This window comes from Planococcus versutus (genome assembly GCF_001186155.3).
GTDB classification, from domain to species: Bacteria; Bacillota; Bacilli; order Bacillales_A; family Planococcaceae; genus Planococcus; species Planococcus versutus.
The window spans coordinates 1,036,938-1,063,937 of the sequence record NZ_CP016540.2; the positions used below are offsets into that span (position 1 = coordinate 1,036,938).

Below are 27,000 nucleotides of genomic sequence, written 5' to 3' on the forward strand. Positions count from 1 at the left end.
ACAGATCGAAATATGAATGATTATTCATTCAATTTGAAAGAGGGATGAAAATGAATTTAATGGTAAGTGTTCACGAGATGGCAGAAAAAAATGCTGCTAAAGCGGCATATAGCTTTATGGGGAAAGATACAAGCTACGAAGAATTTGATCAAACAGTTGCACTTTTTGCGGGTGCTTTAAAAAAATTAGGTGTAAAAAAAGGAGATCATGTTGCATTTCTTCTAGGCAATACGCCACATTTTTTGATTTCATTGTATGCGACGATGCGTTTAGGTGCAACGGCTGTACCTATTAATCCTATTTATAGTCCCGATGAAATCGCTTATATCGTTAATGACAGTGATGCAAAAGTAGTAGTAGCTCTCGATATGCTGTTGCCGCTCATTGAAAAAGCTCATCGAGCACTTCCAAGTGTTGAAACTTTTATCATTTGTGAAACAGATCTTTTATCACCTGAAAAAATGGAACAGCTACCTAAAGAAGTTTTTGAAAAGGTCTATTTGTTTTCTAATGAGCTTGCAAAAGCGACAGCCGATAATGTATTAGCAGAAGTTGAACAAGATGATAATGCGGTCATTTTGTACACATCTGGTACTACAGGGAAACCAAAAGGGGCTATGTTGACTCATCGAAATCTCTATTCTAACGCTCGTGATGTTGGAGCGTATCTCCAAATCGGTGAAAGTGATCGTGTAATTGCAACTTTACCAGTATTTCACGTGTTTGCATTAACTGTTGTTGTAAATGCCCCTTTATTACAAGGAGCTACTATTATCTTAGTACCGCGCTTTAATCCGAAAGAAGTATTTGAAATAATTAAAGCAACTAAGGCAACTGTTTTTGCAGGTGTACCAACAATGTTTAACTTCATGAACCAATTGCCGGAGGTTGACCCAGCAGACTTTAGTTCTGTGCGTCTTGCGGTTTCGGGAGGTTCTGCTATGCCTGTGGCTTTACTTCATGAATTTGAAGACAAATTTAATGTCCGAATTTCAGAAGGATATGGGTTGTCGGAAGCTTCTCCTGTGACTTGTTTTAACCCAATCGATCGAGAACGAAAAGCTGGTTCCATTGGAACTTCTATCATCAATGTTGAAAACAAAGTTGTAAATGAATTAGGTGAAGAAGTTTCAGTCAACGAAGTAGGCGAATTGGTTGTTCGTGGACCAAATGTTATGAAAGGCTATTACAAAATGCCAGAAGAAACTACTTCGGCCATTCGTAATGGCTGGTTGTATACAGGTGATTTAGCGCGTGTCGATGAAGAAGGTTATTTTTACATTGTGGATCGCAAAAAAGATATGATTATCGTAGGGGGATATAATGTTTATCCGAGAGAAGTTGAAGAAGTATTGTTTGCTCATCCATCTGTTGTAGAAGCAGCAGTTGTTGGTCTACCTGATCCGAATTTTGGAGAAGAAGTTAATGCCTATGTTGTATTAAAAGATCCATCGGTGACAGTTGAAGAATTACAAGCTTATTGTGCAGAATACTTAGCAAAATACAAAGTGCCAAGACATTTTCAAATTCTTGAAGAATTACCGAAAAACACAACTGGAAAAATTTTACGTCGTTCGTTAAAAGATCAAGCAATGAAAAAATAAACTCTTGATATGAACAAGAGTTGCAGAAAGTGAATGATTTCCACATATCACTCTTTATACATAGAGACTCCGGAGCATTTCTCGGGAGTCTTTTTAGGTTGAACTATGAACTTGTAGTATAGCTTTATGTCTTTTGAATGGATTTTTTATTATAGTTAAACAGTATGTATAAATAGATTTTAAAAGGGAGATCAGTCGATGAAAAAACCAATAGAACTTAGCGATGTTCACTCTTTGATTTCTGTGACAGATCCACGGATTTCGCCAGATGAAAAAAGCATCATATTTGTTCAAAAGAAAATGGATGAAGAAGAAAATACATACAATGCCCAACTTTTCCAAATGGATTTAGAAAGCGGTCAGCAACTACAGTGGACTTCCGGAAAAAAGCAGGTTAGTTCACCGCGATGGTCTGGAGACGGCAAAAATGTAGCGTTTTTATCATATCAAGATGGAAAAAACCAGTTGTATAGCCTTTCAATTTCAGATAAAAAAATATACGCATTGATGGATGGTGAACAAAATATAGATCGTTTTGAGTGGGCTGCTTGTGGCACGAAAATTTGGATCAACGGGTTTCTACGAAAGAACAAGGAGCTGTTTCAAAAGAAGTATCCAGAGCAAACAAGCTGTGACAACAATCGACAAATCGGATTGATTGATTGTGAAACGAAAAACATTGAACTAGTTTTATCTGGAGGAGCTAATTATCAATTAGAAGCTGTATCGCATAGTGGAAAAAAAGTAGTGTATGGATTGTGTACAGCTAGCTTAGCTACTCAAGTTCTTTATGTATACGATATTGACACAAAACAACACATTCAGGTATCAAGCGAACAGGGCTGTTATTTTGGTGCGGCTTTTTCTCGAGACGATTCAAAGATCGCTTTTACAGGAAGTAATAGACGGTATGGCAATGCAACACATACTGAGCTATACATTGCTGATTTGCAAGCACAGACGAGCTTTTGTTTAACAGAAAGCATAGATGTGCCTGTCGGTGATTTTGCGAAAAGTGATATCCAAAGAGCAGACGCACCAGCTGTCGTTTGGACAATAGATGATCATTTGTATTTCCGCGTATCAACGATGGGGGACGTGCGTTTGTACTTTGCATCACTTGAGGGCATGATTTTTCCAGCATCTCCTGATATGGAGCATGTATATAGCTATGATGTCTCAAAAGATGGAAGCTTTGCAGTTCTAGCTATCAGTAATTCCCTTCAGCCAGGAGAACTGTATCGATTGTCAATTACAACAGGCGAAATGCGTCCTCTAACATCGTTTAACCAACTATTTATAAGAAATACAAAGTTGGCAAACACACAGTCGACTATCACTACAAATGCTAAAAATTCAGTCCATGGGTGGTTAACAGAACCTATCGGCAGGCAAAAAAAACAAAAATATCCGTTGATCATCAAAGTTCAAGAAAGTTCTCAAGACATGAATACCAATACGTTTTCACTAGAACTGCAATTACTGGCAAATGAAGGTTTAGGTGTGTTTTATGCTAATCCAAGTGGTAGCCATGGCTATAGTCAAGAATTTGCAAATGCGAAAAATGAAGATGCACAAGAAGATTGGATAAATGCAATAGAAGAGATTATCCAAGCAACTAACTGGATTGATGTGAGAAGGATAGCAATAGTAGGAAGCAATGATGCACAACTACTAATGGTAAAATTGAAAAGTAAGATGATTAAAGCGAGATTCATTTTTCTTTTTGAGAGTAGTCAACCTGTATTATTTTCAAGTTCTTCCGACTTTTATATCACACAATTACAGAAATTATTGGAATCAATCAATAAACAACTATAAAAAACTGAAGCAGCTGAGAAAAGCTACTCCAGTTTTAACTTCATTTTCCTTTAAATATCGGTTTTCGTTTTTCACCAAAAGCATGCAGTGCTTCAATCCGATCTTCTGTGGGTATAGTAATTTCATATGCTTTTCGTTCGATTTGTAAGCCTGTTTGTAAATCGGTGTTCATGCCGTTTTTTATCGCAAATTTTGCTTGTTGAAGAGCGATAGGCCCGTTTGCAAGAATCGCATCGGCAAATGCTCCGGTGACATCAACAAGTTCATGCCGTGGTGTTACGCGAGTCAACAACCCAAAATTAAAAGCTTCAACAGATGATAATCTGCGTGCAGTCAAGATTAACTCTAATGCTTTTGTTTCACCGATCAAACGAGGCAAACGTTGTGTACCTCCTGCTCCAGGAATAATACCTAAGCTCGTTTCCGTTAGACCGAGAAGTGTATCGTCTGTAGCAATGCGGAAGTCACATGCGAGTGCTAGTTCCATACCACCGCCAAACGCAAAGCCATTAATCATTGCAATGGTTGGCTGTGGTAAGCTTTCAATCGTTGAAAAAACTTCGCCAATTTTGAAAATATTGCGTTTCACATGTTGCTCAGTTAAGTTTTTTCGCTCTTTTAAATCTGCACCTACACTAAACGCCTTCTCGCCTGAACCTGTAAAGATTACTACACGAATATCTGGGTTAATGCGGATTGCTTCCACGACCTGACCGAGTTCTAAAAGCATATCATAGTTGAAGGCATTCATTGATTCAGGTCTATTTAATGTAATAAATGCTAAGTGATTTTGCTGTTCGTAATGAATTGTGTCCATTTTCATCCCCCTTATGCTATTCTATTCATTTAAAAACATATCACTTTTTGGACTATTTTGCCATCAGACTCTATAATGAAAAACATGGGAGGGACTGCACTTATGAATCAAATTACATTTATCCGTATCTTCCGGATTGTCTGGCTGGCAGTCAAAATTTTTTTACAAGTGACGTTTTTCCAAAAGCGAAATCGTGGGAAATGGACGCCGTTAGTTGAGAAAAAATGGAATGAGATGATCACCAAACAAGCAACAGAATACAAAAATCTAGCCTTAAAACTAGGTGGACTGATGATCAAGCTTGGTCAATTTTTATCAACACGTGCAGATATTTTGCCACCATCTTTTCTTGCAGAATTAGAAGGATTGACAGATCGTGTGCCTTCTGTACCCAGAAAAAGTATTGTTTCTGTACTAGAAGAAGAATGGAACACACCGTATACCAATTACTTAGAAAAGTTATCGGATTCGGCAGTGGCTTCTGCTTCTATTGGTGAAGTGTATAAAGGAGTATTAAAAGATGGTACCGAAGTAGCAGTGAAAGTTCAGCGTCCAGGGACAGATCGTATTTTACGCGCAGACTTTAAGGCTATCCGTATTGTGATCTGGTTGACTGAAAAATTCACGTCATTCGCAAAACAAATTGATTTTAAGCTATTGTACGTAGAAATGACGCAAACTATCGGAGACGAATTGAATTTTGTGAAAGAACTTCAGAATGGGCGTTCTTTTGCTGAACGTTTTGATTCTATGGAAGGTGTTCGCATTCCATTATATTTTGACGAATATACGACGCGTCGTGTATTGGTAATGGAATGGATTGAAGGGGCTCGCATTACAGATTTAGCCTTTATTGAAAAAAATGAATTAGATCGACACGAAATATCCCAACGTCTGTTTATTTTGTTTTTAGAACAAATCTTATATGGTGGACAATTCCATGCAGACCCTCATGGAGGAAACATTTTGCTTGAACCTGACGGTGGCATTGTGTTGATCGATTTTGGAATGATCGGTAACATTTCACAAAAAGATTCTCAAGCTGTGTTGCGTGCAGCAGAAGGCATTATTTTCAAAAATTACGATCAAGTACTGGATTCGCTTGAAGAACTACGGTTTTTGTTGCCACAGGCCGATCGTGCTGTTTTGGGAGATACCATTTCACGACTTGTTGCAGCTTATGAATCGAATGAATTGTCACAAATGGATAGTTTTGTTGTTGAGCGCTTATTGGAGGACATGCAAGAAATCGTCCGAACACAGCCGGTTCAATTGCCAGCAGAATTTGCCTTTTTTGGACGAGCAGCTTCTATTTTTGTCGGCGTCTTACATATCTTAGATCCAAAAGTAGATTTAATGGCGCTTGCACGACCACGCATACTCGAATGGGCTTCTTCCCAAAAAGAAGGTAAAGGCATCTTTGGCAAAGAGGATATTCTACGCTGGGTGTTGAACGCTACAGGACCATTGCGTGTATTCCCACAGAAAGTCATCAATTATCTAGAAGAACCAGAACGTCTACGCCGCTATTTTGAAAATCGTGATGGTCGTGAACGTGAATACCGACGTGATCTACAGTCGAGGATGTTTGCAGGCGTTTTCACGATCCTGTCATTCACAGGAATCTCTGTATCTGTCTGGTTTTGGAACGAACCGTACATGTGGGTCTCATCTGTATTCTTTGTAGGCTCACTATGGGTCTACCGATCGATTAAATAGAAAAGAGAAAGTGCCTGATCAGCTCCGACAGGCATAAGGCAGACCAGCAGTGTGGCGTTCTTTGCCACACAGATGGGTTGACTTATGACCCGAGGAGCTAGGCACTTGAACTGGACAATAAGAAAAGAGAAAGTGCCTGATCAGCTCCGACAGGCATCAAAATATGCGTAAAAAAGAGTTGCCGATTCAAGTTTGATACATTGACTTGAATCGGCAACTCTTTTAACTAATCCGTAATTGTTATTTTCGTAAAGAGTGTACGTACAATGAAACTAATCGAGCGGTTGTTGTTTGCGCGGTGGAAAGGTTCGCTTCGTTACGTAAGCCATTGGATGATTGTGAACACGCTGTGATTTTTTGAAATAACGGCGAAGTGAGCCAGCGAAAGAGTGTTGATTTCGCAAAGCAATTGGAGACACATCTAAATAAACAGATTCACTATTACTCAAATAAATAATACTGCCTTTGCCGCTGCTATCGCTTTCAATCAAGTCGATAGCATCATAATTAAACCAGACGCATTCTTTGTTTTTGGGAGAGTGTGTTGGAAAGAAAATGAGCGGATTGCCATAGTATTCACCGATAATGATAGGGGGCTTGTGTTTTACGCCAACTGCTTTTTGAGCATAAAGTGTAGCACTTTCCAAAGAAGCACGATAAAAGCGACAAGAAGTAGTGACTGTTTTATAAACGGCTTCTTCTACCACAAGCTCACTGCGATCTTCAATCACACGCATCCAAGTGCGATGCCCCTCTATATAGGGCAAAAGAGCATAGGTATTTGTACAAATTGTGTACGAGGACGGTCTGTGATTCTTTCTACTCATGAAAAAATAACCCCCTAAATTTACTTTACATTCTTATTATAATAAAAAATGGGAATTCTGCAATACGAATTAGATTGAAAATAAAAATTTTTCTCTTTAGTTTTAATTTTCAAATAAATATTGATTTCTTCTATTCTCTTCATGTATACTAATGAAAAGCATTCGGGGTGAAGTAGAATGGAAAACTATTATTCTTATGCTGATTTCATGAAAGCAATGGCACAAACTAAAAAAATCACAGAAGCGGAAAAAATGCTGAATGATATCTACTTAGATCTATTCTTAAAGCATGTTCATCGATCGCAACAGCAAGAACAGCTGATGGCACTTATCGATAAAGCCCTGGACAGTCACGACCAAAAAGCATTCACGGTATATGCTGCTCAATTACAAAGTCTAAATTATGAAGAAATCGAATAATCAACTTGCCTTAAAAGAATTGGAGTAACTCCAATTCTTTTTTTCTGTTCAGTTATAAAAACCACGAAAGAGATTCAAAACGCTTTTTCAACGAACATAGTCCAATTTTTCTTCAAAAAACATACGTTCGCTTTTTGTTAGTGGTTTTTTAGGGCATATGTTAAAATAGAACTATTGAAAGAATGGGAGGACGCCTTGTTATGAAACAGGAATTTAATCTTCAAGCCCCGTATGAACCTGCAGGTGATCAACCGCAGGCAATCGCTGAAATAACACAAGGCATCATTAACGGCAAGCGTTGCCAAACATTACTAGGTGCTACCGGTACAGGTAAAACCTACACGATGTCGAACGTCATTCAGCAAGTTAAAAAACCGACACTTGTTATGGCCCACAATAAAACCTTAGCAGGACAGCTTTATAGTGAATTCAAAGAATTTTTCCCAGATAACGCGGTTGAGTATTTCGTCAGTTATTATGATTATTACCAGCCCGAAGCGTATGTTCCTCAATCCGACACATTTATTGAAAAAGATGCCAGCATTAACGATGAAATTGATAAATTACGTCACTCAGCAACAAGTTCGTTATTTGAACGAGACGATGTCATTGTTGTCGCTTCGGTTTCGTGTATATATGGACTCGGTTCACCAAAGGAATACCGTGAGCTTGTTGTTTCATTGCGAAAAGGAATGGAAATTGAACGCAATCAGTTGTTAAGAAAATTAGTAGATGTGCAATACGAACGCAATGATATTAGTTTTACTCGGGGTACATTCCGCGTACGTGGAGATGTTGTTGAAATTTTCCCTGCTTCACGCGATGAAAGATGTTTACGTGTTGAATTTTTTGGCGATGAAATAGACCGGATTCGTGAAGTAGATGCGTTGACTGGCAAAATTATAGGGGAACGCGATCACGTCGCTATTTTCCCTGCATCTCACTTTGTTACGCGCGAAGATAAAATGGTGAAAGCTATTGAAAATATTGAAATCGAATTAGAAGAACGGCTTAAAGAAATGCGTGCAGAAGACAAATTATTAGAAGCGCAGCGACTTGAACAGCGAACCCGTTACGACTTAGAAATGATGCGAGAAATGGGATTTTGTTCGGGGATCGAGAACTATTCGCGTCATTTAACATTACGTCCTGCAGGCGCACAACCTTATACATTAATTGATTATTTTCCAGAAGATTTTTTGTTAGTCGTGGATGAAAGTCATGTGACATTGCCACAAGTGCGCGGCATGTTTAATGGTGACCAAGCACGTAAAAAAGTATTAGTTGAACATGGTTTTCGCTTGCCTTCTGCAATGGACAACCGGCCATTAACGTTTACCGAATTTGAAGATCATATTAGCCAAGCTGTTTTTGTATCAGCTACACCAGGTCCATATGAATTGGAACATACGCCAGAAATGGTCGAACAAATTATTCGTCCAACAGGCTTATTAGATCCAACGATTGAAATTCGACCGATTGAAGGGCAAATTGATGATTTGATGTACGAAATTCGTCAACGTGCAGAGAAAAATGAACGTGTACTCGTGACCACATTGACTAAGAAGATGTCGGAAGATTTAACGGCTTATTTAAAAGATGCCGGCATCAAAGTAAACTATTTGCATTCTGAAATTAAAACACTAGAACGGATTGAAATTATCCGTGAATTGCGTATGGGTGTTTATGATGCGCTTGTCGGCATTAACTTATTGCGTGAAGGACTGGATATTCCTGAAGTTTCATTAGTAACCATCTTAGATGCAGATAAAGAAGGCTTCTTGCGTTCTGACCGCGCACTTATTCAAACAATGGGACGCGCAGCAAGAAACTCAAATGGCCACGTTATTATGTATGCAGACCGGATAACAGACTCGATGCAACGTGCAATGGACGAAACCACACGTCGACGTACCATCCAAGCTGAATACAATGAAGAAAATGACGTAACGCCAATTACCATACAAAAGAAAATCCGTGATGTGATTCGTGCAACAAATGCTGCGGAAGAATCAGAAGAATACATTTCAAAAGCAGTATCGGGCAAAAAACTCAAAAAAGAAGAGCGCGTGAAGCTAATCAGTTTACTGGAAGTAGAAATGAAAGAAGCAGCAAAAGCACTCGATTTTGAACGTGCTGCAGAACTGCGTGACACAGTTCTTGAATTGAAGGCGGAAGGATGATAGAAGTTGAAAAATACAGAGATACGGATCCAAGGAGCGCGTGCAAACAATTTAAAGAACATTGACGTTGTTATTCCACGTGACAAACTTGTTGTGATGACGGGGCTTTCAGGATCTGGCAAGTCTTCATTGGCGTTTGATACAATTTATGCTGAAGGGCAGCGACGCTACGTGGAGTCACTGTCTGCGTATGCGCGTCAATTTTTGGGACAAATGGATAAGCCGGATGTCGATTTAATTGAAGGCTTGTCGCCAGCAATTTCAATCGATCAGAAAACAACTAGCAAAAATCCTCGTTCTACAGTTGCAACGGTCACAGAAATTTATGATTACATGCGCTTGATGTATGCGCGTGTAGGTAAGCCTATTTGTCCGAATCACGGAATTGAAATATCATCGCAGACGATTGAACAAATGGTAGACCGTATTGTCGAATATCCAGAGCGTACTAAAATGCAAATTTTGGCACCGATCGTCTCAGGACGCAAAGGAACGCATGTGAAATTGCTTGAAGATATTAAAAAACAAGGATATGTTCGAGTTCGCGTTGATGGAGAACTTATTGACCTAGATGATAACATTTCATTAGACAAAAATAAAAAACATAACATAGAAGTAGTGATTGATCGCATTATTATTAAAGAAGGTATTGCGCCACGGTTAAGTGATTCTTTGGAATCAGCTCTTCGGTTGGCAGAAGGACGCGTATTAGTTGATGTGATGGGACAAGAAGAATTATTGTTTAGTGAGCATCATGCTTGTCCGATTTGCGGATTTTCAATCGGAGAACTAGAGCCTCGAATGTTTTCGTTCAACTCACCTTTTGGCGCTTGTCCAGAATGTGATGGTTTAGGTGTGAAATTAGAAGTTGACCCAGAGCTAGTGATTCCTGACTGGAGTGTATCACTTAGCAAAGGAGCTATCGTTCCTTGGCAACCAACAAGTTCGCAATATTATCCACAATTATTAAAAGCAGTTTGTGAACATTATAAAATTGATATGGATATCCCAGTTAGTGAGCTGCCAGAAGAACACATCAATATGATTATGCGTGGCTCTGGCGTAGATAAAATCCGTTTTCGCTATGAAAACGATTATGGTCAAAAGCGTGACAACTACATTAGCTTTGAAGGTGTGCTTTCAAATGTTGATCGTCGCTATCGTGAAACTTCATCCGATTATATTCGTGATCAAATGGAAAAGTACATGGAACAACAAAGCTGCACGGTTTGTGAAGGCTATCGCTTGAAGCCTGAATCGCTGTCAGTTAAAGTGAATGACTTACACATTGGTACAGTAGCGGAATTTTCGATTGTGGAAGCGTATCAGTTTTTTGATCAACTCACATTATCCGAAAAAGACATGCAAATTGCGAAATTGATTTTACGAGAAATTCAAGAGCGTATCGGTTTTTTGATTAATGTTGGGCTAGATTATTTAACGCTCAACCGAGCATCTGGAACTTTGTCTGGAGGAGAAGCGCAACGTATACGTTTAGCAACTCAAATCGGTTCGAGGCTCACCGGTGTCTTATACATTCTTGATGAACCATCTATCGGTTTGCACCAGCGAGATAATGACCGACTGATTGAGACTTTAAAAAGTATGCGAGATATTGGCAATACCTTGATTGTTGTCGAGCATGACGAAGATACGATGTTAGCTGCTGATTACTTGATCGATGTAGGTCCAGGAGCGGGTGCTCATGGAGGAGAAATTATTGCAGCCGGAACTCCCGAAAAAGTCATGAAAAACAAAAAGTCATTAACCGGTCAATACTTGAGTGGCAAGAAGTTTATTCCAGTGCCTACAGAGCGTAGAAAGCCAACAGAACGGAAAATTTCTATTCGCGGAGCAAATGAAAACAATTTAAAAAAAGTAGACGTCGATATTCCACTAGGTTTATTTACAGCTGTAACAGGTGTTTCGGGTTCTGGCAAAAGTACACTCATTAATGAAATTCTTTACAAAACATTGGCACATCGCTTAAATCGTGCAAAAGCTAAGCCAGGTCACTTTGATTCTATGGAAGGCACCAAAGAACTTGAGAAAGTTATTGATATCGACCAATCGCCAATTGGACGCACACCGCGATCAAATCCCGCAACGTACACAGGCGTGTTTGACGATATTCGCGACGTGTATGCGACGACAAACGAAGCCAAAGTTCGTGGCTATAAAAAAGGCCGATTTAGTTTTAATGTCAAGGGTGGACGCTGTGAAGCTTGCCGTGGTGATGGTATTATAAAAATAGAAATGCATTTCCTTCCGGATGTCTATGTACCATGCGAAATTTGTCATGGAAAACGTTACAACCGAGAAACGTTGGAAGTAAAGTATAAAAACAAAAGCATTGCAGATGTACTGGCTATGACTGTAGAAGAAGGCTATGCATTTTTCGAAAATATTCCCAAAATCAATCGGAAATTGAAAACGATAGTGGATGTTGGACTGGGGTATATCAAATTAGGTCAACCGGCTACTACGCTATCCGGTGGTGAAGCACAGCGTGTCAAACTAGCATCCGAACTTCATAAGCGGTCGAATGGTAAGTCTTTTTACATTTTGGACGAGCCGACAACAGGACTTCATGCAGATGACATTTCTCGTTTGTTAAAAGTTTTGCAACGTCTTGTCGAAAATGGGGATACTGTATTAACAATTGAACACAATCTTGACGTTATCAAAACGGCAGATTATATTATCGATCTTGGTCCTGAAGGTGGAGACAAAGGTGGTATGATTTTAGCAACCGGTACACCAGAAGAAATTGCCGCTGCTGAAAATTCATATACCGGCAAGTACTTAAAACCAATTCTAGAGCGCGATCGTGAGCGTATGAATGCGGTTGTCAAAGGAACAGGGCGTAGAAAAAAAGCGGTAAAATGAAACTTTTCCCGCTTGTAAACGTAACAACTAAGAAGAACCGATCTGTTTGCTTATAAGCAACTAGACAAAGAGGAGGCCGCGATACATGCAAAGTGAAAAAGAACGCATTTTAGACATGGTTGAAAACGGTACGATTTCAGCTCGTGAAGCAGTTGAGTTGTTACGCGCAATAGATGGCACTAGTGCATCTACAAATGAGTCAAATTATGGCCGCAACAATCAAAAAGATAAGCAAAGCAAACGTGGATTTTTTAGACCAGAAGACATCATGAAAAAAGTATCAAAAGACTTTTCAAAAAATGTTTCTAAAAACGTCTCAAAAAATGTTTCGCGTGACTTTAATGATTTAGGCAACCGGATGATGGAATTTATGCAGACATCTGTAGGCAAGTTAAAAACAATGGAATTCGACTCGCCATTTGGTGAAGCTGTTCAGTTTAACCACACGTTCACAGATGAATTGACAGATTTAAATACCATCATTGCTGATATTGCAAATGGGCAATTAGAGATTTTCCCATCACAAGATGGTTTGTTACGTGCAGAATGCAATGTGAAAGCCTATCGTTCAGAATCTATTCAACAAGCAAAAGAAGATTTTCTAGATAAATTTGTATTTATTGCTGACGATCATAAATTACGCATCATTAGTGATTTAAAAACAACACAAGTAAACGTTGTTCTTTATGTACCAGAAGGAGAATATGAACACATTACAGCTCGCTTGTTTAACGGTGGATTTACAATGAAGCGATTAAATGCCGCATTGATCAAAGTAAAAACAGCAAACGGCAAAGTGGATTTGAAAAACGTGGAATTTGATGATGCGGAATTGGAAACGGCTAACGGTGCGATTCATGTATACGAAACAACAGGGAAAGTGCTAGAAGCGGAAACTTTAAATGGCCGAATCTATATCGATGGAGACATTCAAACGATTGCTTCTAAATCATTAAATGGCAATATCGTTGCCACAACAAGATGTAAACAAGCCCGTAAGTTAGAAGCTAAGACATTAGCAGGTAATGTGGAGATATACATTCCATCTCATTTACCACTTAAAGGAGAAGTATCTTCTAACTTAGGGAAAATGGATGTTTTGCTGTCAGATATCGACGCGACACATGAACAAGGTCAATTTATGCAAAAATCGATTCGTTTCTCAAAACAAGGAACGGAACCAGCTGCAGCTCCGTTATTGGTATACGGAGAAACTAAAACAGGATCTGTTTTGCTTCGCTATTTAACAATTGAATAAACAATGAAAAAGCCGACACAAGTCATTTGTGTCGGCTTTTCATATGGCCTATTTTGTTACTTAAGGCTTTTTTGTGGATAGGGCTTTTGCAAAAAATCAATAGACTGTCGAATTAATTGTTGGAGCACTTCAAGAGCCATATCATCTGTTTTATGAATATAAACACAAGATTTTCCGCTTGTATGCTTTCCTAATTTTTCGAGTAAAAGACCCTACTGTTCATCGCCAGTCGCAAAATACAAACTAATTTTTGCTTTGCAAGGAGAAAGAACGACTCGGTTTCTGTTATTTTTGGTTTGTCCACCATAAGATCTCTTTTCATCTAGATTTGACATTATACACAGTGCATTGCTTTTTGGGCTTCGTCCCACGGCACTTTATAGCCTTGACCTTTTGCGCAAAAAATGGAAGTAGACGTATAGAGTGGGTCCGCATTTTTGTCGTAGCCAATCGTTGAAATTACATGAGATTCATTGTGACAAAAGTCATAACCGTCGAATCCTAAAGTCAGTAAACCTTTGCCATGAGTTAACGCAGCAAATTCTGTGCTGTAAGTCATAAACGTGGCTACTGGGACTCGGCCTTCAATTGTTGTTTTTCCATCAATTGTGACAGGAGTTTCAAATATACCGTGAGCTTGTTGAATGTCTGACAGCACTTTCCCCATTTGTTCAAGATGTACCTTGATTTTAAAGCGATACATAGGTTCGAGTAGTCGATTTTGCGCTTGCTCGAGACCTTGACGAAGAGCGCGAAATGCCGCTTCTCGAAAATCTCCACCCGCTGTGTGTTGATTGTGCCCCCGTCCGGTGATAAGTGTCGCTTTCACATCCGTTACAGGAGAACCTGTTAATAATCCATGATGATCGCGTTCTGTTAAATGATACAAAATGAGGTTTTGGTTTCCGGTAGACAATGCATCCGCATGACAGATATTCGCGACTTGAAAGCCACTGTCTCGTTCTCCAGGCTCTAGCTTCAAATGAACTTCTGCATAGTGACGGAGTGGCTCAAAATGACCATAGCCTATAACCGCTATTTCAATGGTTTCTTTGTAAAGAATTTCAGGTTCTCCAAATTGGATGCGTTGGCCAAACCGTTCAAGCAGCACTTGCTCAAGAACTTCTAATTGAATCATGCCCATTACTTGAATTTGAATATGTTGGAAATATTCATCCCAGAAAACAGAAAGAGAAGGATCTTCAGCCCCTAACAAAGTAAAGCTTTTTAATACTTCTTTTTCGGGAACCGATAGATCGTATTGAACAATTGATTTTAATGTTGGCGCTACCATGGAGGGTGAGTCGTTAGTGCAAACGCCAAGTCCATCACCAATCGAAGCTTTTGACAATCCGACAATCGCAAACAATTCACCCGCTACAACTTGTTCAACTGTATAAAATTTCATTCCGTTATACAAGCGTATTTGAGATACTTTTTCTTCGGTTTTATTTGCTCCGTATGTTAATTTGTCGCGAACACGCAATGTGCCGCTAAAAGCTTTCAAAAAACAAATTCGATTGCCATTGTCATCGTGTCGTATTTTATAAATTCGTGCGCCAAATTCTTTATCTTTACGGTACGTACTACGAGTTAATTGATCAAGTTGCCCTAAAAATTCCTGAATGCCAATGTCTTGCAACGCTGACCCATTTGCGCAAGGGAAAATTTCCCGGTCCGCGAGCATACACTGAAAACGTTCAAGCCAATGTGCTTTGTCATAACCAAATTCAAAGTAGCGTGATAGTAATTCATCATCTCTTTCAGCAATAAATTCAATTAACGACTCACTCATTTCCCCATGATGAAAACCGGTTGTAATGTCAAAGGCATGTTCTGAAAAGCTAGAACGGATCTCTTGGAATACATGAGATGGATTTGCGTTATCACGATCTGTTTTATTAATAAAGAAAAAAACAGGGATTTCGTGTTTTTGAAGCAGTTCCCAAACAGTTTCTGTATGACCTTCAATACCGTCAACTGCACTAATAATTATGATGGCATAGTCCATAACTTGAATTGATCGTTCCATTTCAGGTGAAAAGTCGACATGTCCAGGTGTATCAATGAGAAAATACGTTGAATTATTAAACGAAAAAGTCGCTTGGTCTGCGAAAATGGTAATGCCACGACTTTTTTCAATGTAATGGCTATCGAGAAAAGCGCTTTGGTGATCAACACGTCCACGCTCGCGAATGCTTTTTGTATGATAAAGCAATTGTTCGGAAAAAGTGGTTTTGCCGGCATCAACATGTGCCAAAATTCCAATGGTTTTGTTCATACTGTCACCTCTTTAGTTTTAGTTTAGCAGAATTTATAGTTAATCATAAGAAAAAAACGCGAAAGCCATCGTGGCTTTCGCGTTGTAAAAATGACTGTTCTAGTGATTCGCTTCAAAACATGTAATACCAAAGCAAATCGCTTGTGCGCAATACTTACGATAAATGGCTGATTTGAGTAGCTCTACTTCTTGTTTATGAGTCATAAAACCACATTCTACAAGAATAGCTGGCATATGCGTATCTCGCAGTACTGCAAAGTCGGCTTGTTTGACGCCGCGATCTTTTCGTCCCGTAACAGCCAGTAGGGATTGTTGAACAGCAAAAGCTAACTGTTGAGTAGCTTTTTGAGGTTTTGTATAGGTAAATGTTTCGATTCCGCTGGTTGCATTAAATGTGTGACCCAATGCATTAGCGTGAATCGAAACAAATAAATCTACTTTCAAACGGTTTGCAAGACTCGTGCGTTCATATAAAGGCACATCTTTGTCACTTTGGTGACTAAATAGTACAGTGTGACCTTCCAATAATAAACGTTTTTTGACTTCTTCTGCTACGGCTAAATTGAAATGGAATTCCCTAAGTCTTCCGTCAGGCGAGCGCTTTCCAGGTGTATTTGGTCCATGTCCTGCATCAATCATAATCTTCATTGAGTATAGCCTCCTTTTGCTGTTATATAGGAAGGCAAGTTGTAAAAGGGGACAAAAATCTTCAAATTTATTTTTTCCATGTTAAAATGAAAGCAAACCGCACACAAAAACGAATATTTCGAGAGCCGTCTTGAAATGTGTGGACAGGAAGTGAGGAGCAAAAATGGGACAAGTAACAACAAAACAAGTGATGAATACGTTTGATTTGGAATTAATCAGCGGAGAAGAAGGAATCGGTCGTCATATTCCCATTAGTGATATTTCTAGACCTGGCTTAGAAATGGCAGGATATTTTACACATTATCCAGCAAATCGTGTGCAGTTGCTCGGCAAAACAGAGCTTTCTTTTTTTGCCATGCTGACAGCAAAAGAACGTTCAGAGCGTATGATGAAACTTTGCACAGATGACACACCTGCTATTATTGTCTCACATGGTGTACCTGTTCCAGAAGAATTGATTGCAGCCTCTAGTAATCGTCACGTACCGGTCATGACAACACCCATGTCGACAACGAGGTTTTCGAGTTTGTTGACTAACTTTTTAGAAAGCAAACTAGCTCCGACAACAGCGATTCATGGTGTTCTTGTGGATATTTATGGTATAGGCGTATTAATAACAGGTAAAAGTGGTGTGGGTAAAAGCGAGACAGCATTGGAGCTTGTTAAAAAAGGCCATCGTTTAGTAGCGGATGATTGCGTAGAGATTCATCAAGAAGGTGAAAATACACTTGTTGGATCTGCACCTAAATTAATCGAACACATGCTTGAGATTCGAGGAGTCGGTATTATTGATATTATGACTTTATTTGGAGCAAGTGCAGTTCGTACATTTAAACGTATTTCTTTAGTGATTGATTTAGAAATATGGGATCAAGAGAAAACTTACGATCGACTTGGTTTAGAAGAAGAAAAAATGAAAATTATTGATACAGAATTGACGAAGTTGACTATCCCTGTTCGTCCTGGTCGAAATTTATCCGTTATTATTGAAGTAGCTGCGATGAATTATCGCTTAAAACGAATGGGCGTTAACGCTGCAGAAGAATTTTCAAAGCGTCTTAATGACGTGATTGCACAAGATACAAATTAAGCGAATGGGAAGGTGCACAAAATGTATTCATTATTAGCTTCAATAGACCCAATCGCTTTTTCACTTGGACCTCTTTCGGTCCGGTGGTATGGCGTAATCATTGCTGCAGGTATTGTTATAGCCTTTTTAGTAGGGCAGCGTGAAATGGTTAATCGAGGATTGCATAACGAATTTTTAACGGATTTATTGATATGGGCTGTGCCGCTAGCAATTGTGGGTGCACGCATTTATTATGTAGCGTTTGAATGGGATGCATACAAAAACAATCCTGCTGAAATCATCGCTATTTGGAATGGCGGCATTGCAATTCATGGCGCGTTAATTGCTTCTGTAATTGTCGCGTACGTGTTTACAAAAAAACGCCATACGTCGTTTTTAAAAGTAGCAGATATTTTAGCACCAAGCATTTTAATCGGACAAGCAATTGGTAGGTGGGGGAACTTTATCAACCAAGAAGCACACGGAGGAGAAGTAACACGTACTTTTTTAGAAAACTTGTTTATTCCGGATTGGATTATCAATCATATGTACATAGATGGAGCTTATTATCATCCAACATTCTTGTATGAATCGATGTGGAGTTTAGTCGGCATCATTATTTTACTCTTGCTACGAAAAGCAAATCTCGTACGCGGAGAACTGTTTTTCTTCTATATGATTTGGTATTCTGTAGGTCGTTTCTTTATCGAATCAATGCGTACAGATAGTTTATATGTTGTTGGTGAACTTCGTGCAGCTCAATTAGTTTCTGTCATCGCAATCATACTAGCAGTAGCTTTAATTGTTTACCGTCGTGCAACAATTAAAAATCTACCTCATTACAAGGATAAATAATGAAGAAAAGAGCAATCAGATGACGACATTGAAAAATGGATTGAAAGCAGGGCTAAAAACGACTTGGTCATTAGGGAAAATTATTTTTCCAATTACTTTGCTCGTTACCATGCTTCAATATACACCTGTCTTGCCTTTTATCATCAATTTAGTGTCACCTATTATGGGTGTGTTTGGATTGAGTGGTGATGCGGCCATTCCACTGGTTCTCGGGAATGCACTTAACTTATATGCTGGAATTGCGGGTATACTGTCTTTAGAATTGACAGTTAAAGAGGTGTTTATATTAGCTGTTATGCTATCATTTTCACATAATATTTTTATCGAAACAGGTGTCGCGTTAAAAGTTGGCGTTAAGTTATGGATCGTCTTAGTGGTTCGCTTCGGGCTAGCGGCATTATCTGGTATTGTCATCAATTTACTTTGGCAAGGTGGAGGAGAAGTAGCAAAGTATGGGTTTGCCCCTGAAGCTTCGACAGCTCCTGAAAATTGGTTGGGTATTTTACTGATCGGACTTGAAAAAGCTTCATTTGGTGTTTTGCAATTAGCGTTGATTGTAATCCCGTTAATGATTATAATTCAAATTTTAAAAGACAAAAAGTACCTTCAAAAAATATCTGACACATTAGGCCCATTGACACGCGTCTTGGGTGTACAGAAAAACGCTTCTTTGACACTTGCTTCTGGGCTCATCTTTGGACTGGCAATGGGAGCCGGTGTAATGATTCAAGCTGTACAAGAAGATGGTGTCAGTAAAAAAGACGCCACTTTGGTATTTATTTTTCTTGTCGCTTGTCATGCTGTCATTGAAGATACGTTGATTTTTATTCCGCTGGGAATTCCAATTTGGCCATTGCTTGCAATTCGAATTGTGACTGCGCTCGGACTGACCATTTTTGTTTCTTACATATGGCGTAGAGCAGAAAATAAACAGAAAAGAGTGGTTTCTACATGATAGAGAAAAAAATTAGCACACTTTTATTTGATTTTGATGGCACGTTGTTAGATACAAATGAATTAATCGTTCAAACTTTCTTAGTCGTGCTTGATGAACATTATCCGGGACGTTTTGATCGTCAAGATGCGTTGAGTTTTATTGGTCCGTCATTAAAACAGACATTTATGACCATAGATCCAGCGTATGCTGAAGAACGGATAGAACAATTTCGCACCATTAACCGTATGCTGCATGATGAACTAGTTGAAGAATACGACGGCGTGTCAGAAACGCTACGCTTACTAAAAGCACAAGGTTTGAAGATGGCGATTGTTTCCACAAAGAGAAGTGATACTATTCGTCATGGCCTAAAGTTGATGGGTATTAGCGATGTGTTTGATGTGATAGTCGGCTTAGATCATGTTGCAAACCCTAAACCAGATCCAGAGCCATTGTATCTGGCTTTAACGCAATTAGGCTCTTCTCCTGAAGAGGCTTTGATGATTGGCGACAATTCGCACGATATCGAAGGTGGAAAAAATGCAGGAGTCCGGACGGCCGGTGTAGCGTGGGCTGCAAAAGGAGAAGAGCTTCTCGCCAGTTTCAATCCTGACTTTATGCTTCAACATATAAGTGATTTGCTTGATATGACGAAAGAAGCAGTAAAATGAGAAACACACAACGCCATTTTGTTGAAGGTCCCAATTCACTTTGGCATATTTATAAAACTGTGCCTTTTTGGAAAGTCACTAAAAACTTCTTAGTGATTCAAACTGCTCGGTATACGCCATTTTTACCTATAAAAAATTGGATGTACAAAAAATTTTTGAAAATGAAAATTGGTAAACACTCTTCTTTTGCATTGATGGTAATGCCAGACGTTATGTTTCCAGAAAAAATTTCAGTTGGAGAAAACTCAGTGATTGGTTATAACACAACAATTCTGGCACATGAATACTTAATAGATGAATATCGACTCGGCGACGTGGTTATCGGAGACCGCGTCATGATCGGAGCAAACACAACAATTTTGCCCGGCATCACGATTGGAAACGGCGCGATTGTTTCCGCTGCTACGCTCGTCCATAAAGATGTGCCAGCTGGAGCTTTTGTCGGCGGAAATCCGATGAACATTATCTTTACAGCTGAACAAATGGCAGAGCGCCAAGCAAAATCCTGAAAGCACCTTGTGTTTTCAGGATTTTTTTAAAGTATATCTCTTGACGGTGAATAGAAAAATACGCTAAAATTAAATTACTTCACTACATTAGCGAGATAAAGTAAAAATACCAATATTAGGGAGTTTTATAATGACCATACAAATGTTTGAAAAACCATTAGGGATGAGAGATGATTTTCCTTTTATCGCAAAAAAGAAAGCAGACCTACGGACGAATGGAACAACCATTATTCAACAAGCAGGCTATGAGTTGTTGCAGACGCCAACTTTAGAGTATTACGAAACTATCGGTAAAATATCGGCAATTGCAGACAATGCGTTGTTTAAATTGCTAGACAGCCAAGGTGAAACCTTAGTGTTGCGTCCTGACATGACATCACCCATCGCGCGTGTGGCAGCATCTAAGCTATTAAAAGAAAAAATGCCTGTACGACTAGGCTATTATTCGACGGTTTTTCGTGCTCAAAAACGAGAAGGTGGACGACCAGCTGAATTTGAACAAATGGGTGTGGAACTAATTGGAGACGATTCATTGTATGCCGATGCAGAAGTCATCATTCTCGCAGGAAATATAGTAAAGAATTTAGGCATTAAATCGAGTCGTTTCGTCATTGGACACACTCAATTATTGCAGTTGATTTTAGAGGATTTCGGATTAAACCAAGAACAAATAGAACAAGTACGTAGCACATTTGTTTCTAAAAACAGCGTTGGTTTTGAAACATTAACAAACCAATTGCCAATTGAATCGTCTAGAGTGGAATCATTTATTAGCTTAATATCAACAACTACAATCGAAGAATGGCAGCAATGGATCGATCCACACAATGCGAAACAAACAGCATTGTATGAAGAAATGAAAAAACTAAAAAAAATACTGGATCGTAGTGGCTTGTCTGATCTAGTCACATACGACTTATCTTTTAATAGTCATATGACGTATTACACCGGACTGGTGTTTGAAGTGTATGCAGCAGGCAGTGGTTTTCCATTGGGTAACGGGGGGCGCTATGACGGGTTGATGAAACAATTCGGATTAGAAGTTGGCGCAACTGGTTTTGGTTTGAGAGTCGATCGTTTGCTTGAACTTATATCAGCTGTGCCTGAAAGACAAGACCATACGTTAATTTTATTTGATGAACAAAACGAAGATGCAGCATATGACGAAGCACAAAAGCTTCGCGCGCAAGCAAAGCGTGTGACACTACAATTTGCACCAGCAGTTATGGCCATTGATAAATTCAGTAATCATTTCAGTGAGGTTCTACGAATGGAAGGTGTTAATTGATGGATGCATTAACAATAGCAATGCCAAAAGGCCGAATATTTGAAGAAGCTTATGAATTATTAGTAAAAGCAGGTTACGATTTGCCGAAAGAACTCGATGATTCGCGAAAATTAATTGTTGAAGCACCCAATGAAAACATTCGGTTTATTCTTGCTAAACCAATGGATGTTCCAGCATATGTTGAACATGGAGTTGTAGATATTGGTATCGCTGGGAAAGATGTCATGCTTGAACACGATCGTGATGTATATGAATTATTAGATCTTGGCATTAGTCGCTGCTATATCGCTACTGCGGGTATGCCTGATACACCGATGAACAAAGTATCTCCACGTGTCGCGACAAAATACCCGAAAGTAGCATCACAATATTACCGTGGCAAAGGTGAACAAGTAGAAATCATTGAATTAAATGGATCGATTGAATTAGCCCCAATGATTGGTTTGGCTGATCGAATTGTGGATATTGTTTCCACAGGTAAAACATTAAAAGAAAATGGCTTAATTGAATATGAAAAAATTGTTGACATCACATCACGTTTAATTGTCAATCCTGTAAGCTACCGTTTAAAACAAGAACGCATTACAGAGCTAGTGGGAAGACTGAGAAAGCAGGTTATTCTATGAAAGTGGTTCGTTTGTCTTCAGGAATTTCCATTAGAAGAACCATTGCAGAAGGTACAGAACAGCAAGTTACAGCTGTAAAAGCAATCATTCAAGAAGTAAGAGAGCATGGGGATCAAGCCATGTTGCGTTATACAGAAAAATGGGATGGCGCAAAGTTAATTTCTTTGCGCGTTACGGATGAAGAAATTACACAAGCGGTAAAACGTTTTGATCCTCAACTCGCAAAAGATTTAACAGAAGCAGCAGAAAATATCCGAGCATATCATGAAAGTCAGCAACAAAAAGGATACCGTCTGGATAGTGAAGATGGCTCTTATGTCGCACAGCGAGTTAGTCCAATTGAGTCGGCTGGACTTTATGTACCCGGTGGAACAGCAGCTTATCCATCATCTGTTTTAATGAATGTTATTCCAGCACAAGTGGCTGGCGTATCGCGGATTGTGTTAATTTCACCACCAAGTCAAGATGGCACGTTATCCGATGGTGTATTGGTATCTGCTCATATTCTTGGCATTACAGAAGTGTATAAGTCTGGTGGTGCTCAAGCAATCGCGGCATTAGCATATGGGACAGAATCTATCGCAGCCGTCGATAAAATTACAGGACCCGGTAATATCTTTGTGGCTCTCGCAAAACGAGAAGTGAATGGGGATGTAGCAATTGATATGATTGCTGGACCAAGTGAAATTGCGATCATTGCAGATGAATCAGCTTATGCTGATGAGGTAGCAGCGGATTTATTATCACAAGCAGAGCATGATCCACTAGCGAGTGCTGTATTATTGACGACAAGTGAAAAGTTAGCGGATGCCGTTTCAAAACAAGTAAAGCAACAATTAGCAAGTTTGCCACGTGAAGCCATTGCCGGTGCTGCAATTGCAAATCACAGCGTAATTTATTTAGGAAAAACTATCGAAGAGTTAATCACAGCAGCTAATCAATTGGCTCCAGAGCATTTGGAAATTATGACAACAGATGCTGAAGCGGTTGCTGAACGTATTCTCCACGCTGGGGCTATTTTTATCGGAAGGTTTTCATCCGAACCCATTGGCGATTATTTTGCGGGCACAAATCATGTGTTGCCAACGAATAGTACAGCTCGTTTTTCAAGTGCATTAGCTGTCTATGATTTTATTAAACGCACAAGCATTATTCGTTATAGTGAAAAAGCGTGGGAAAATAATAAAGAAAAAATCGCTCGTCTGGCGCGTCTTGAAGGATTAGAAGGCCATGCACGTGCAGTCGAATCACGATCGTGGAAAAAGGAGACGAACAAATGAGACAAGCTGAAATCAAACGCAATACCAATGAAACCAAAGTAGCTATCCAGTTTTCATTAGACGGCGAAGGTAAATCTGTTATTGATACAGGCGTTCCGTTCATGGATCATATGTTGGATTTGTTTATTAAGCACGGATTATTTGATGGTGATATTCAAGCGAATGGCGATACGCATATTGATGACCATCACACGACAGAAGATATTGGCATTGTTTTGGGTCAAGCTGTTAAAGAAGCGCTTGGCGATAAAAAAGGCATACGCCGCTATGGCAATGCATTTGTTCCAATGGATGATGCATTGGCTCAAGTGGTAATCGATTGCTCAAATCGCCCACATTTAGAGTTTCAATGTGAGCTGCTAAATGAAAAAGTTGGTACATTTGATACAGAGTTGGTAGAAGAGTTTCTATGGAAATTCGCGCTTGAATCACGCATGAACGTTCACGTAATTGTTCATTACGGAAAAAATACGCATCACATAATCGAAGCAATCTTTAAAGCATTAGCACGTGCGCTTGATGAAGCGACAATGATTGATCCACGAGTTAAAGGTGTACCATCAACAAAGGGGTTGCTCACATGATCATTGGCATCATTGACTATGGCATGGGCAATTTGTTTAGTGTCGAGCAAGCGTTAAAAAAGTTGGAATGTACAGTGATTGTATCCGATGACCCTGCGGTGCTGCTCGAAGCAGAAGGGATTTTGCTGCCAGGAGTCGGTGCTTTTCCAGATGCTATGGAGTTATTAAATGACAAAGGACTTTCAGGATTTATCCAATCATTGCCAGAAAAAAATATTCCGCTTCTTGGAATTTGTCTCGGTATGCAGTTGTTATATGAAGATAGTTCGGAAGTGAAACCGACAAAAGGTTTGGGGTTACTGACAGGACAAATTCGTCGTTTTGAAAAAGGCACATACCGAATTCCTCATATGGGCTGGAACCGTTTGGAATTTTCGCATATGCCGTATTGGTTAGAGGATGTATTAAGTGATACGCACGTGTACTTTGTACATTCTTTTTTAGCGATAAATACAGAGCAGCAAGAAGTTTTAGCCACAGCAAGCTATGGAGGCCTCAACGTTCCGGGAGTAGTTGGAACGGGTTTGATTACCGGTATGCAATTTCATCCAGAAAAGTCTGGTGATTTTGGTCATTATTTATTAGCGCAATGGATTGCAAATGTTAGGAGGACCGTAAATGACTAACTTTCAAATCTATCCCGCGATTGATTTAAGGGATGGCAAATGTGTACGCTTATTTCAAGGAGATTACGCTCAGGAAACGATCTACGGAGATTCACCAGTTGAAATGGCCCGAAAATTCGTAGAAGCTGGTGCAGAGTGGATACATATGGTCGACTTAGACGGTGCCAAAGACGGCATCCGGATTAACGATCAAGTGGTCATTGAAGCCGCAAAGCTCGGTGCTAAAGTGCAAGTCGGCGGAGGCATCCGAACTCGTGAAGATATCCAATATTATTTATCGAACGGTGTAGTGCGTGTCATTATCGGTAGTCTAGCGATCCGTAATCCCGAACTTGCTGTGTCGTTTATAGAAGAGTTCGGGGCTGAGCAAATTGTCATTGGTATTGATGCAAAAAATGGGATGGCGGCAACAGAAGGGTGGATTGAAACTTCTGGTCAAGCAGCGACAGAAGTAGCTGATTATTTTACTTCTAAAGGTGCAAAACATTTTATTTATACTGATATCGCAACGGATGGAACACTAGCGGGTCCGAATATTGCAGCCAATCGTGCATTAGTTCAACTTAAGAATGCGCAAGTTATTGTTTCTGGGGGCATTGGTTCGCTTGATGATGTGAAAAATGTGAAAAAAGCATCTACAGACAGCAACATTGCTGGTGTAATTATTGGAAAAGCGCTTTATGAAAAACGATTTACACTGGAGGAGGCATTGTCATGCTGACAAAACGCATTATTCCCTGTCTTGATGTAAAAGAAGGACGTGTCGTCAAAGGCGTTAGTTTCGTTTCGCTGCGTGATGCAGGAGATCCTGTTGAACTGGCACGTTTTTACGACAAGCAAGGAGCGGATGAGCTAGTATTTTTGGATATCTCCGCTTCTCACGAAGGAAAAGAAACAATGGTCGAGGTAGTGAAAACTGTCGCTACTGAATTATCAATCCCGTTTACTGTAGGTGGCGGAATTCGTAGCTTAGACGATATAAAACGAATGTTGCGTGCAGGTGCTGACAAAGTATCTTTGAACACTGCCGCGCTTGACCGTCCAGAGCTAATAAAAGAAGGTGCAGATTTTTTCGGCTCTCAATGCATCGTTGTTGCAATTGATGCCAAAAAAAACGGCGACAATTGGGACGTTTATACGCATGGTGGTCGCAACAAAACAGAATGGTCGGCTGTGGAATGGGCTAAAAAAAGTGTAGAACTTGGTGCAGGGGAATTGCTATTAACGAGTATGGACAAAGATGGCTCAAAAGACGGGTTTGATTTAGAACTGACAACTGCTGTACGTAGCGCAGTAGAAGTACCGGTTATTGCAAGTGGTGGAGCAGGAAAAAAAGAGCATTTTAATGAGGTATTCAAAGCAGTAGATGCCGACGCGGCATTGGCTGCATCTATTTTCCACTACAAAGAAACGAGTATAGCTGAAGTAAAACAATATTTACGGAAAGAGGGAGTGAATGTCCGATGACAACAATTCAATATGACCAAAACGGGCTGATTCCCGTCATTATTCAACATGCCAAAACAAAAGAAGTATTAACACTAGCGTATGCAAACAAAGAAGCTGTGCAAAAAACAATGACGACAAATGAAACATGGTTGTATTCAAGAAGCCGTAGCGAGCTATGGAATAAAGGTGCGACAAGTGGCAATACGCAAAAAGTAACAGCTATAAGATTGGACTGTGATGGTGATTCGCTTATTTATGAAGTTATTCCAAACGGACCTGCTTGTCACACAGGACAAGACAGTTGCTTTTTTGAAACCATCCAAGGTGAACACAACAAATCTCCAGGAGATATGTTCGCTCACTTATCATCTTTAATTGAAACACGTGAAAAAGAAATGCCTGAAGGAGCCTATACTACGTATTTATTTAACGAAGGTGTCGATAAAATTTGTAAAAAAGTAGGCGAAGAAGCCTCTGAAGTAATTATCGCAGCTAAAAATCGCGATGCCAAAGAGTTAGCAATGGAAACAGCTGATTTGTTCTACCATGTTCTTGTATTACTCCAAGAACAAAAAGTGGGGATCCAGCAAGTAGTAGAAGTGTTAAAAGAACGACACACATCTAAAACGAACAAGTAAA

Annotated in this window: 24 protein-coding genes and 1 pseudogene; 20 read left to right on the forward strand and 5 right to left on the reverse strand. The window is 39.5% G+C overall.

Going from position 1 to position 27,000, the window contains the following annotated elements; genetic code table 11:
- Positions 1-50: 50 nt before the first annotated feature.
- Complete coding sequence (locus tag I858_RS05225) at positions 51-1,604, forward strand: fatty acid--CoA ligase family protein (RefSeq protein ID WP_049694288.1); 1,554 nt, start codon at positions 51-53, stop codon at positions 1,602-1,604.
- A 198-nt stretch (positions 1,605-1,802) separates the two neighbouring features.
- On the forward strand, positions 1,803-3,425 hold the full coding sequence (locus I858_RS05230; protein ID WP_053221276.1) for a S9 family peptidase: 1,623 nt from the start codon (positions 1,803-1,805) through the stop codon (positions 3,423-3,425).
- A gap of 40 nt (positions 3,426-3,465) precedes the next feature.
- Here I858_RS05230 and I858_RS05235 read toward each other — a convergent pair whose 3' ends face one another.
- Positions 3,466-4,242 (reverse strand): enoyl-CoA hydratase-related protein, encoded by a 777-nt coding sequence (locus I858_RS05235; protein ID WP_049694289.1) that lies wholly within the window; start codon positions 4,240-4,242, stop codon positions 3,466-3,468.
- A 102-nt stretch (positions 4,243-4,344) separates the two neighbouring features.
- Between I858_RS05235 and I858_RS05240 the strand changes: the two genes are divergently transcribed.
- Complete coding sequence (locus I858_RS05240) at positions 4,345-5,961, forward strand: ABC1 kinase family protein (RefSeq protein WP_049694290.1); 1,617 nt, start codon at positions 4,345-4,347, stop codon at positions 5,959-5,961.
- Between the two features lie 272 nt (positions 5,962-6,233).
- On the opposite strand, the gene I858_RS05245 is transcribed toward I858_RS05240, so the two are convergent.
- Positions 6,234-6,788 (reverse strand): competence protein ComK, encoded by a 555-nt coding sequence (locus I858_RS05245; RefSeq protein ID WP_049694291.1) that lies wholly within the window; start codon positions 6,786-6,788, stop codon positions 6,234-6,236.
- A 177-nt stretch (positions 6,789-6,965) separates the two neighbouring features.
- On the opposite strand from I858_RS05245, the gene I858_RS05250 reads away from it, so the two are divergent.
- The 4 genes from I858_RS05250 to I858_RS05265 all read left to right on the forward strand — a co-directional run bounded on the left by I858_RS05250 (position 6,966) and on the right by I858_RS05265 (position 13,538).
- Positions 6,966-7,208, forward strand: coding sequence for an IDEAL domain-containing protein (locus I858_RS05250; RefSeq protein WP_049694292.1), 243 nt, complete (start codon positions 6,966-6,968; stop codon positions 7,206-7,208).
- A gap of 200 nt (positions 7,209-7,408) precedes the next feature.
- Complete coding sequence (gene uvrB, locus I858_RS05255) at positions 7,409-9,391, forward strand: excinuclease ABC subunit UvrB (RefSeq protein WP_049694293.1); 1,983 nt, start codon at positions 7,409-7,411, stop codon at positions 9,389-9,391.
- A 6-nt stretch (positions 9,392-9,397) separates the two neighbouring features.
- On the forward strand, positions 9,398-12,280 hold the full coding sequence (uvrA, locus tag I858_RS05260; RefSeq protein ID WP_049694294.1) for an excinuclease ABC subunit UvrA: 2,883 nt from the start codon (positions 9,398-9,400) through the stop codon (positions 12,278-12,280).
- Between the two features lie 85 nt (positions 12,281-12,365).
- Positions 12,366-13,538, forward strand: a complete 1,173-nt coding sequence (locus I858_RS05265) for a DUF4097 family beta strand repeat-containing protein (protein WP_049694295.1) — start codon at positions 12,366-12,368, stop codon at positions 13,536-13,538.
- Between the two features lie 56 nt (positions 13,539-13,594).
- On the opposite strand, the pseudogene I858_RS17320 reads toward I858_RS05265, so the two are convergent.
- The 3 genes and pseudogenes from I858_RS17320 to I858_RS05280 form a co-directional block, all read right to left on the reverse strand.
- Positions 13,595-13,813: pseudogene (locus I858_RS17320) on the reverse strand (DUF1801 domain-containing protein); the annotation flags it as partial.
- Between the two features lie 59 nt (positions 13,814-13,872).
- Positions 13,873-15,819 (reverse strand): GTP-binding protein, encoded by a 1,947-nt coding sequence (locus I858_RS05275; protein ID WP_049694296.1) that lies wholly within the window; start codon positions 15,817-15,819, stop codon positions 13,873-13,875.
- A 99-nt stretch (positions 15,820-15,918) separates the two neighbouring features.
- Positions 15,919-16,467 (reverse strand): N-acetylmuramoyl-L-alanine amidase family protein, encoded by a 549-nt coding sequence (locus I858_RS05280; protein WP_049694297.1) that lies wholly within the window; start codon positions 16,465-16,467, stop codon positions 15,919-15,921.
- A 163-nt stretch (positions 16,468-16,630) separates the two neighbouring features.
- Between I858_RS05280 and hprK the strand changes: the two genes are divergently transcribed.
- From hprK to hisIE, 13 genes are all read left to right on the forward strand, one after another.
- Entirely contained in the window at positions 16,631-17,557 is a 927-nt protein-coding gene (gene hprK, locus I858_RS05285) for an HPr(Ser) kinase/phosphatase (protein WP_049694298.1), read from the forward strand.
- 21 nt (positions 17,558-17,578) lie between these two features.
- Positions 17,579-18,391, forward strand: coding sequence for a prolipoprotein diacylglyceryl transferase (gene lgt, locus I858_RS05290; protein ID WP_049694299.1), 813 nt, complete (start codon positions 17,579-17,581; stop codon positions 18,389-18,391).
- A gap of 19 nt (positions 18,392-18,410) precedes the next feature.
- A complete protein-coding gene (locus I858_RS05295; protein WP_049694300.1) occupies positions 18,411-19,346 on the forward strand; it encodes a nucleoside recognition domain-containing protein in 936 nt (311 codons plus the stop codon).
- The gene (gene ppaX, locus I858_RS05300; RefSeq protein WP_049694301.1) at positions 19,343-19,999 is read left to right on the forward strand and encodes a pyrophosphatase PpaX; all 657 of its coding nucleotides are present in this window, start codon (positions 19,343-19,345) and stop codon (positions 19,997-19,999) included. The genes I858_RS05295 and ppaX overlap by 4 nt, the downstream gene beginning before the upstream one ends.
- A complete protein-coding gene (locus tag I858_RS05305; protein ID WP_049694302.1) occupies positions 19,996-20,508 on the forward strand; it encodes an acyltransferase in 513 nt (170 codons plus the stop codon). Before ppaX ends, I858_RS05305 begins: the two co-directional genes overlap by 4 nt.
- Positions 20,509-20,638: 130 nt before the next feature.
- Complete coding sequence (locus tag I858_RS05310) at positions 20,639-21,796, forward strand: ATP phosphoribosyltransferase regulatory subunit (RefSeq protein ID WP_049694303.1); 1,158 nt, start codon at positions 20,639-20,641, stop codon at positions 21,794-21,796.
- Positions 21,796-22,422 (forward strand): ATP phosphoribosyltransferase, encoded by a 627-nt coding sequence (hisG, locus tag I858_RS05315; RefSeq protein ID WP_049694304.1) that lies wholly within the window; start codon positions 21,796-21,798, stop codon positions 22,420-22,422. Before I858_RS05310 ends, hisG begins: the two co-directional genes overlap by 1 nt.
- Entirely contained in the window at positions 22,419-23,702 is a 1,284-nt protein-coding gene (hisD, locus tag I858_RS05320) for a histidinol dehydrogenase (RefSeq protein ID WP_049694305.1), read from the forward strand. The genes hisG and hisD overlap by 4 nt, the downstream gene beginning before the upstream one ends.
- Positions 23,699-24,286 carry an imidazoleglycerol-phosphate dehydratase HisB gene (gene hisB, locus I858_RS05325; RefSeq protein ID WP_049694306.1) on the forward strand — a complete coding sequence of 196 codons (588 nt, stop codon included), beginning with the start codon at positions 23,699-23,701 and terminating at the stop codon, positions 24,284-24,286. Before hisD ends, hisB begins: the two co-directional genes overlap by 4 nt.
- On the forward strand, positions 24,283-24,912 hold the full coding sequence (gene hisH / locus I858_RS05330) for an imidazole glycerol phosphate synthase subunit HisH (RefSeq protein ID WP_049694307.1): 630 nt from the start codon (positions 24,283-24,285) through the stop codon (positions 24,910-24,912). Before hisB ends, hisH begins: the two co-directional genes overlap by 4 nt.
- Positions 24,905-25,633 (forward strand): 1-(5-phosphoribosyl)-5-[(5-phosphoribosylamino)methylideneamino]imidazole-4-carboxamide isomerase, encoded by a 729-nt coding sequence (gene hisA, locus I858_RS05335; RefSeq protein ID WP_049694308.1) that lies wholly within the window; start codon positions 24,905-24,907, stop codon positions 25,631-25,633. Before hisH ends, hisA begins: the two co-directional genes overlap by 8 nt.
- Positions 25,627-26,379 carry an imidazole glycerol phosphate synthase subunit HisF gene (gene hisF / locus I858_RS05340; RefSeq protein ID WP_049694309.1) on the forward strand — a complete coding sequence of 251 codons (753 nt, stop codon included), beginning with the start codon at positions 25,627-25,629 and terminating at the stop codon, positions 26,377-26,379. The genes hisA and hisF overlap by 7 nt, the downstream gene beginning before the upstream one ends.
- Positions 26,376-26,999 carry a bifunctional phosphoribosyl-AMP cyclohydrolase/phosphoribosyl-ATP diphosphatase HisIE gene (gene hisIE / locus I858_RS05345; RefSeq protein WP_049694310.1) on the forward strand — a complete coding sequence of 208 codons (624 nt, stop codon included), beginning with the start codon at positions 26,376-26,378 and terminating at the stop codon, positions 26,997-26,999. The genes hisF and hisIE overlap by 4 nt, the downstream gene beginning before the upstream one ends.
- Position 27,000: the final 1 nt, after the last annotated feature.

Coding starts and splice junctions, on each gene's coding strand:
- I858_RS05240 (WP_049694290.1), top strand. CDS start 4,345: ATGAATCAAATTACATTTATCCGTATCTTCCGGATTGTCTGGCTGGCA.
- I858_RS05305 (WP_049694302.1), top strand. CDS start 19,996: ATGAGAAACACACAACGCCATTTTGTTGAAGGTCCCAATTCACTTTGG.
- hisB (WP_049694306.1), top strand. CDS start 23,699: ATGAGACAAGCTGAAATCAAACGCAATACCAATGAAACCAAAGTAGCT.
- I858_RS05230 (WP_053221276.1), top strand. CDS start 1,803: ATGAAAAAACCAATAGAACTTAGCGATGTTCACTCTTTGATTTCTGTG.
- hisA (WP_049694308.1), top strand. CDS start 24,905: ATGACTAACTTTCAAATCTATCCCGCGATTGATTTAAGGGATGGCAAA.
- hisD (WP_049694305.1), top strand. CDS start 22,419: ATGAAAGTGGTTCGTTTGTCTTCAGGAATTTCCATTAGAAGAACCATT.
- I858_RS05265 (WP_049694295.1), top strand. CDS start 12,366: ATGCAAAGTGAAAAAGAACGCATTTTAGACATGGTTGAAAACGGTACG.
- lgt (WP_049694299.1), top strand. CDS start 17,579: ATGTATTCATTATTAGCTTCAATAGACCCAATCGCTTTTTCACTTGGA.
- I858_RS05245 (WP_049694291.1), bottom strand. CDS start 6,788: ATGAGTAGAAAGAATCACAGACCGTCCTCGTACACAATTTGTACAAAT.
- hprK (WP_049694298.1), top strand. CDS start 16,631: ATGGGACAAGTAACAACAAAACAAGTGATGAATACGTTTGATTTGGAA.
- I858_RS05250 (WP_049694292.1), top strand. CDS start 6,966: ATGGAAAACTATTATTCTTATGCTGATTTCATGAAAGCAATGGCACAA.
- I858_RS05310 (WP_049694303.1), top strand. CDS start 20,639: ATGACCATACAAATGTTTGAAAAACCATTAGGGATGAGAGATGATTTT.
- I858_RS05275 (WP_049694296.1), bottom strand. CDS start 15,819: ATGAACAAAACCATTGGAATTTTGGCACATGTTGATGCCGGCAAAACC.
- hisH (WP_049694307.1), top strand. CDS start 24,283: ATGATCATTGGCATCATTGACTATGGCATGGGCAATTTGTTTAGTGTC.
- I858_RS05225 (WP_049694288.1), top strand. CDS start 51: ATGAATTTAATGGTAAGTGTTCACGAGATGGCAGAAAAAAATGCTGCT.
- uvrB (WP_049694293.1), top strand. CDS start 7,409: ATGAAACAGGAATTTAATCTTCAAGCCCCGTATGAACCTGCAGGTGAT.
- hisF (WP_049694309.1), top strand. CDS start 25,627: ATGCTGACAAAACGCATTATTCCCTGTCTTGATGTAAAAGAAGGACGT.
- ppaX (WP_049694301.1), top strand. CDS start 19,343: ATGATAGAGAAAAAAATTAGCACACTTTTATTTGATTTTGATGGCACG.
- I858_RS05280 (WP_049694297.1), bottom strand. CDS start 16,467: ATGAAGATTATGATTGATGCAGGACATGGACCAAATACACCTGGAAAG.
- I858_RS05295 (WP_049694300.1), top strand. CDS start 18,411: ATGACGACATTGAAAAATGGATTGAAAGCAGGGCTAAAAACGACTTGG.
- hisIE (WP_049694310.1), top strand. CDS start 26,376: ATGACAACAATTCAATATGACCAAAACGGGCTGATTCCCGTCATTATT.
- I858_RS05235 (WP_049694289.1), bottom strand. CDS start 4,242: ATGGACACAATTCATTACGAACAGCAAAATCACTTAGCATTTATTACA.
- hisG (WP_049694304.1), top strand. CDS start 21,796: ATGGATGCATTAACAATAGCAATGCCAAAAGGCCGAATATTTGAAGAA.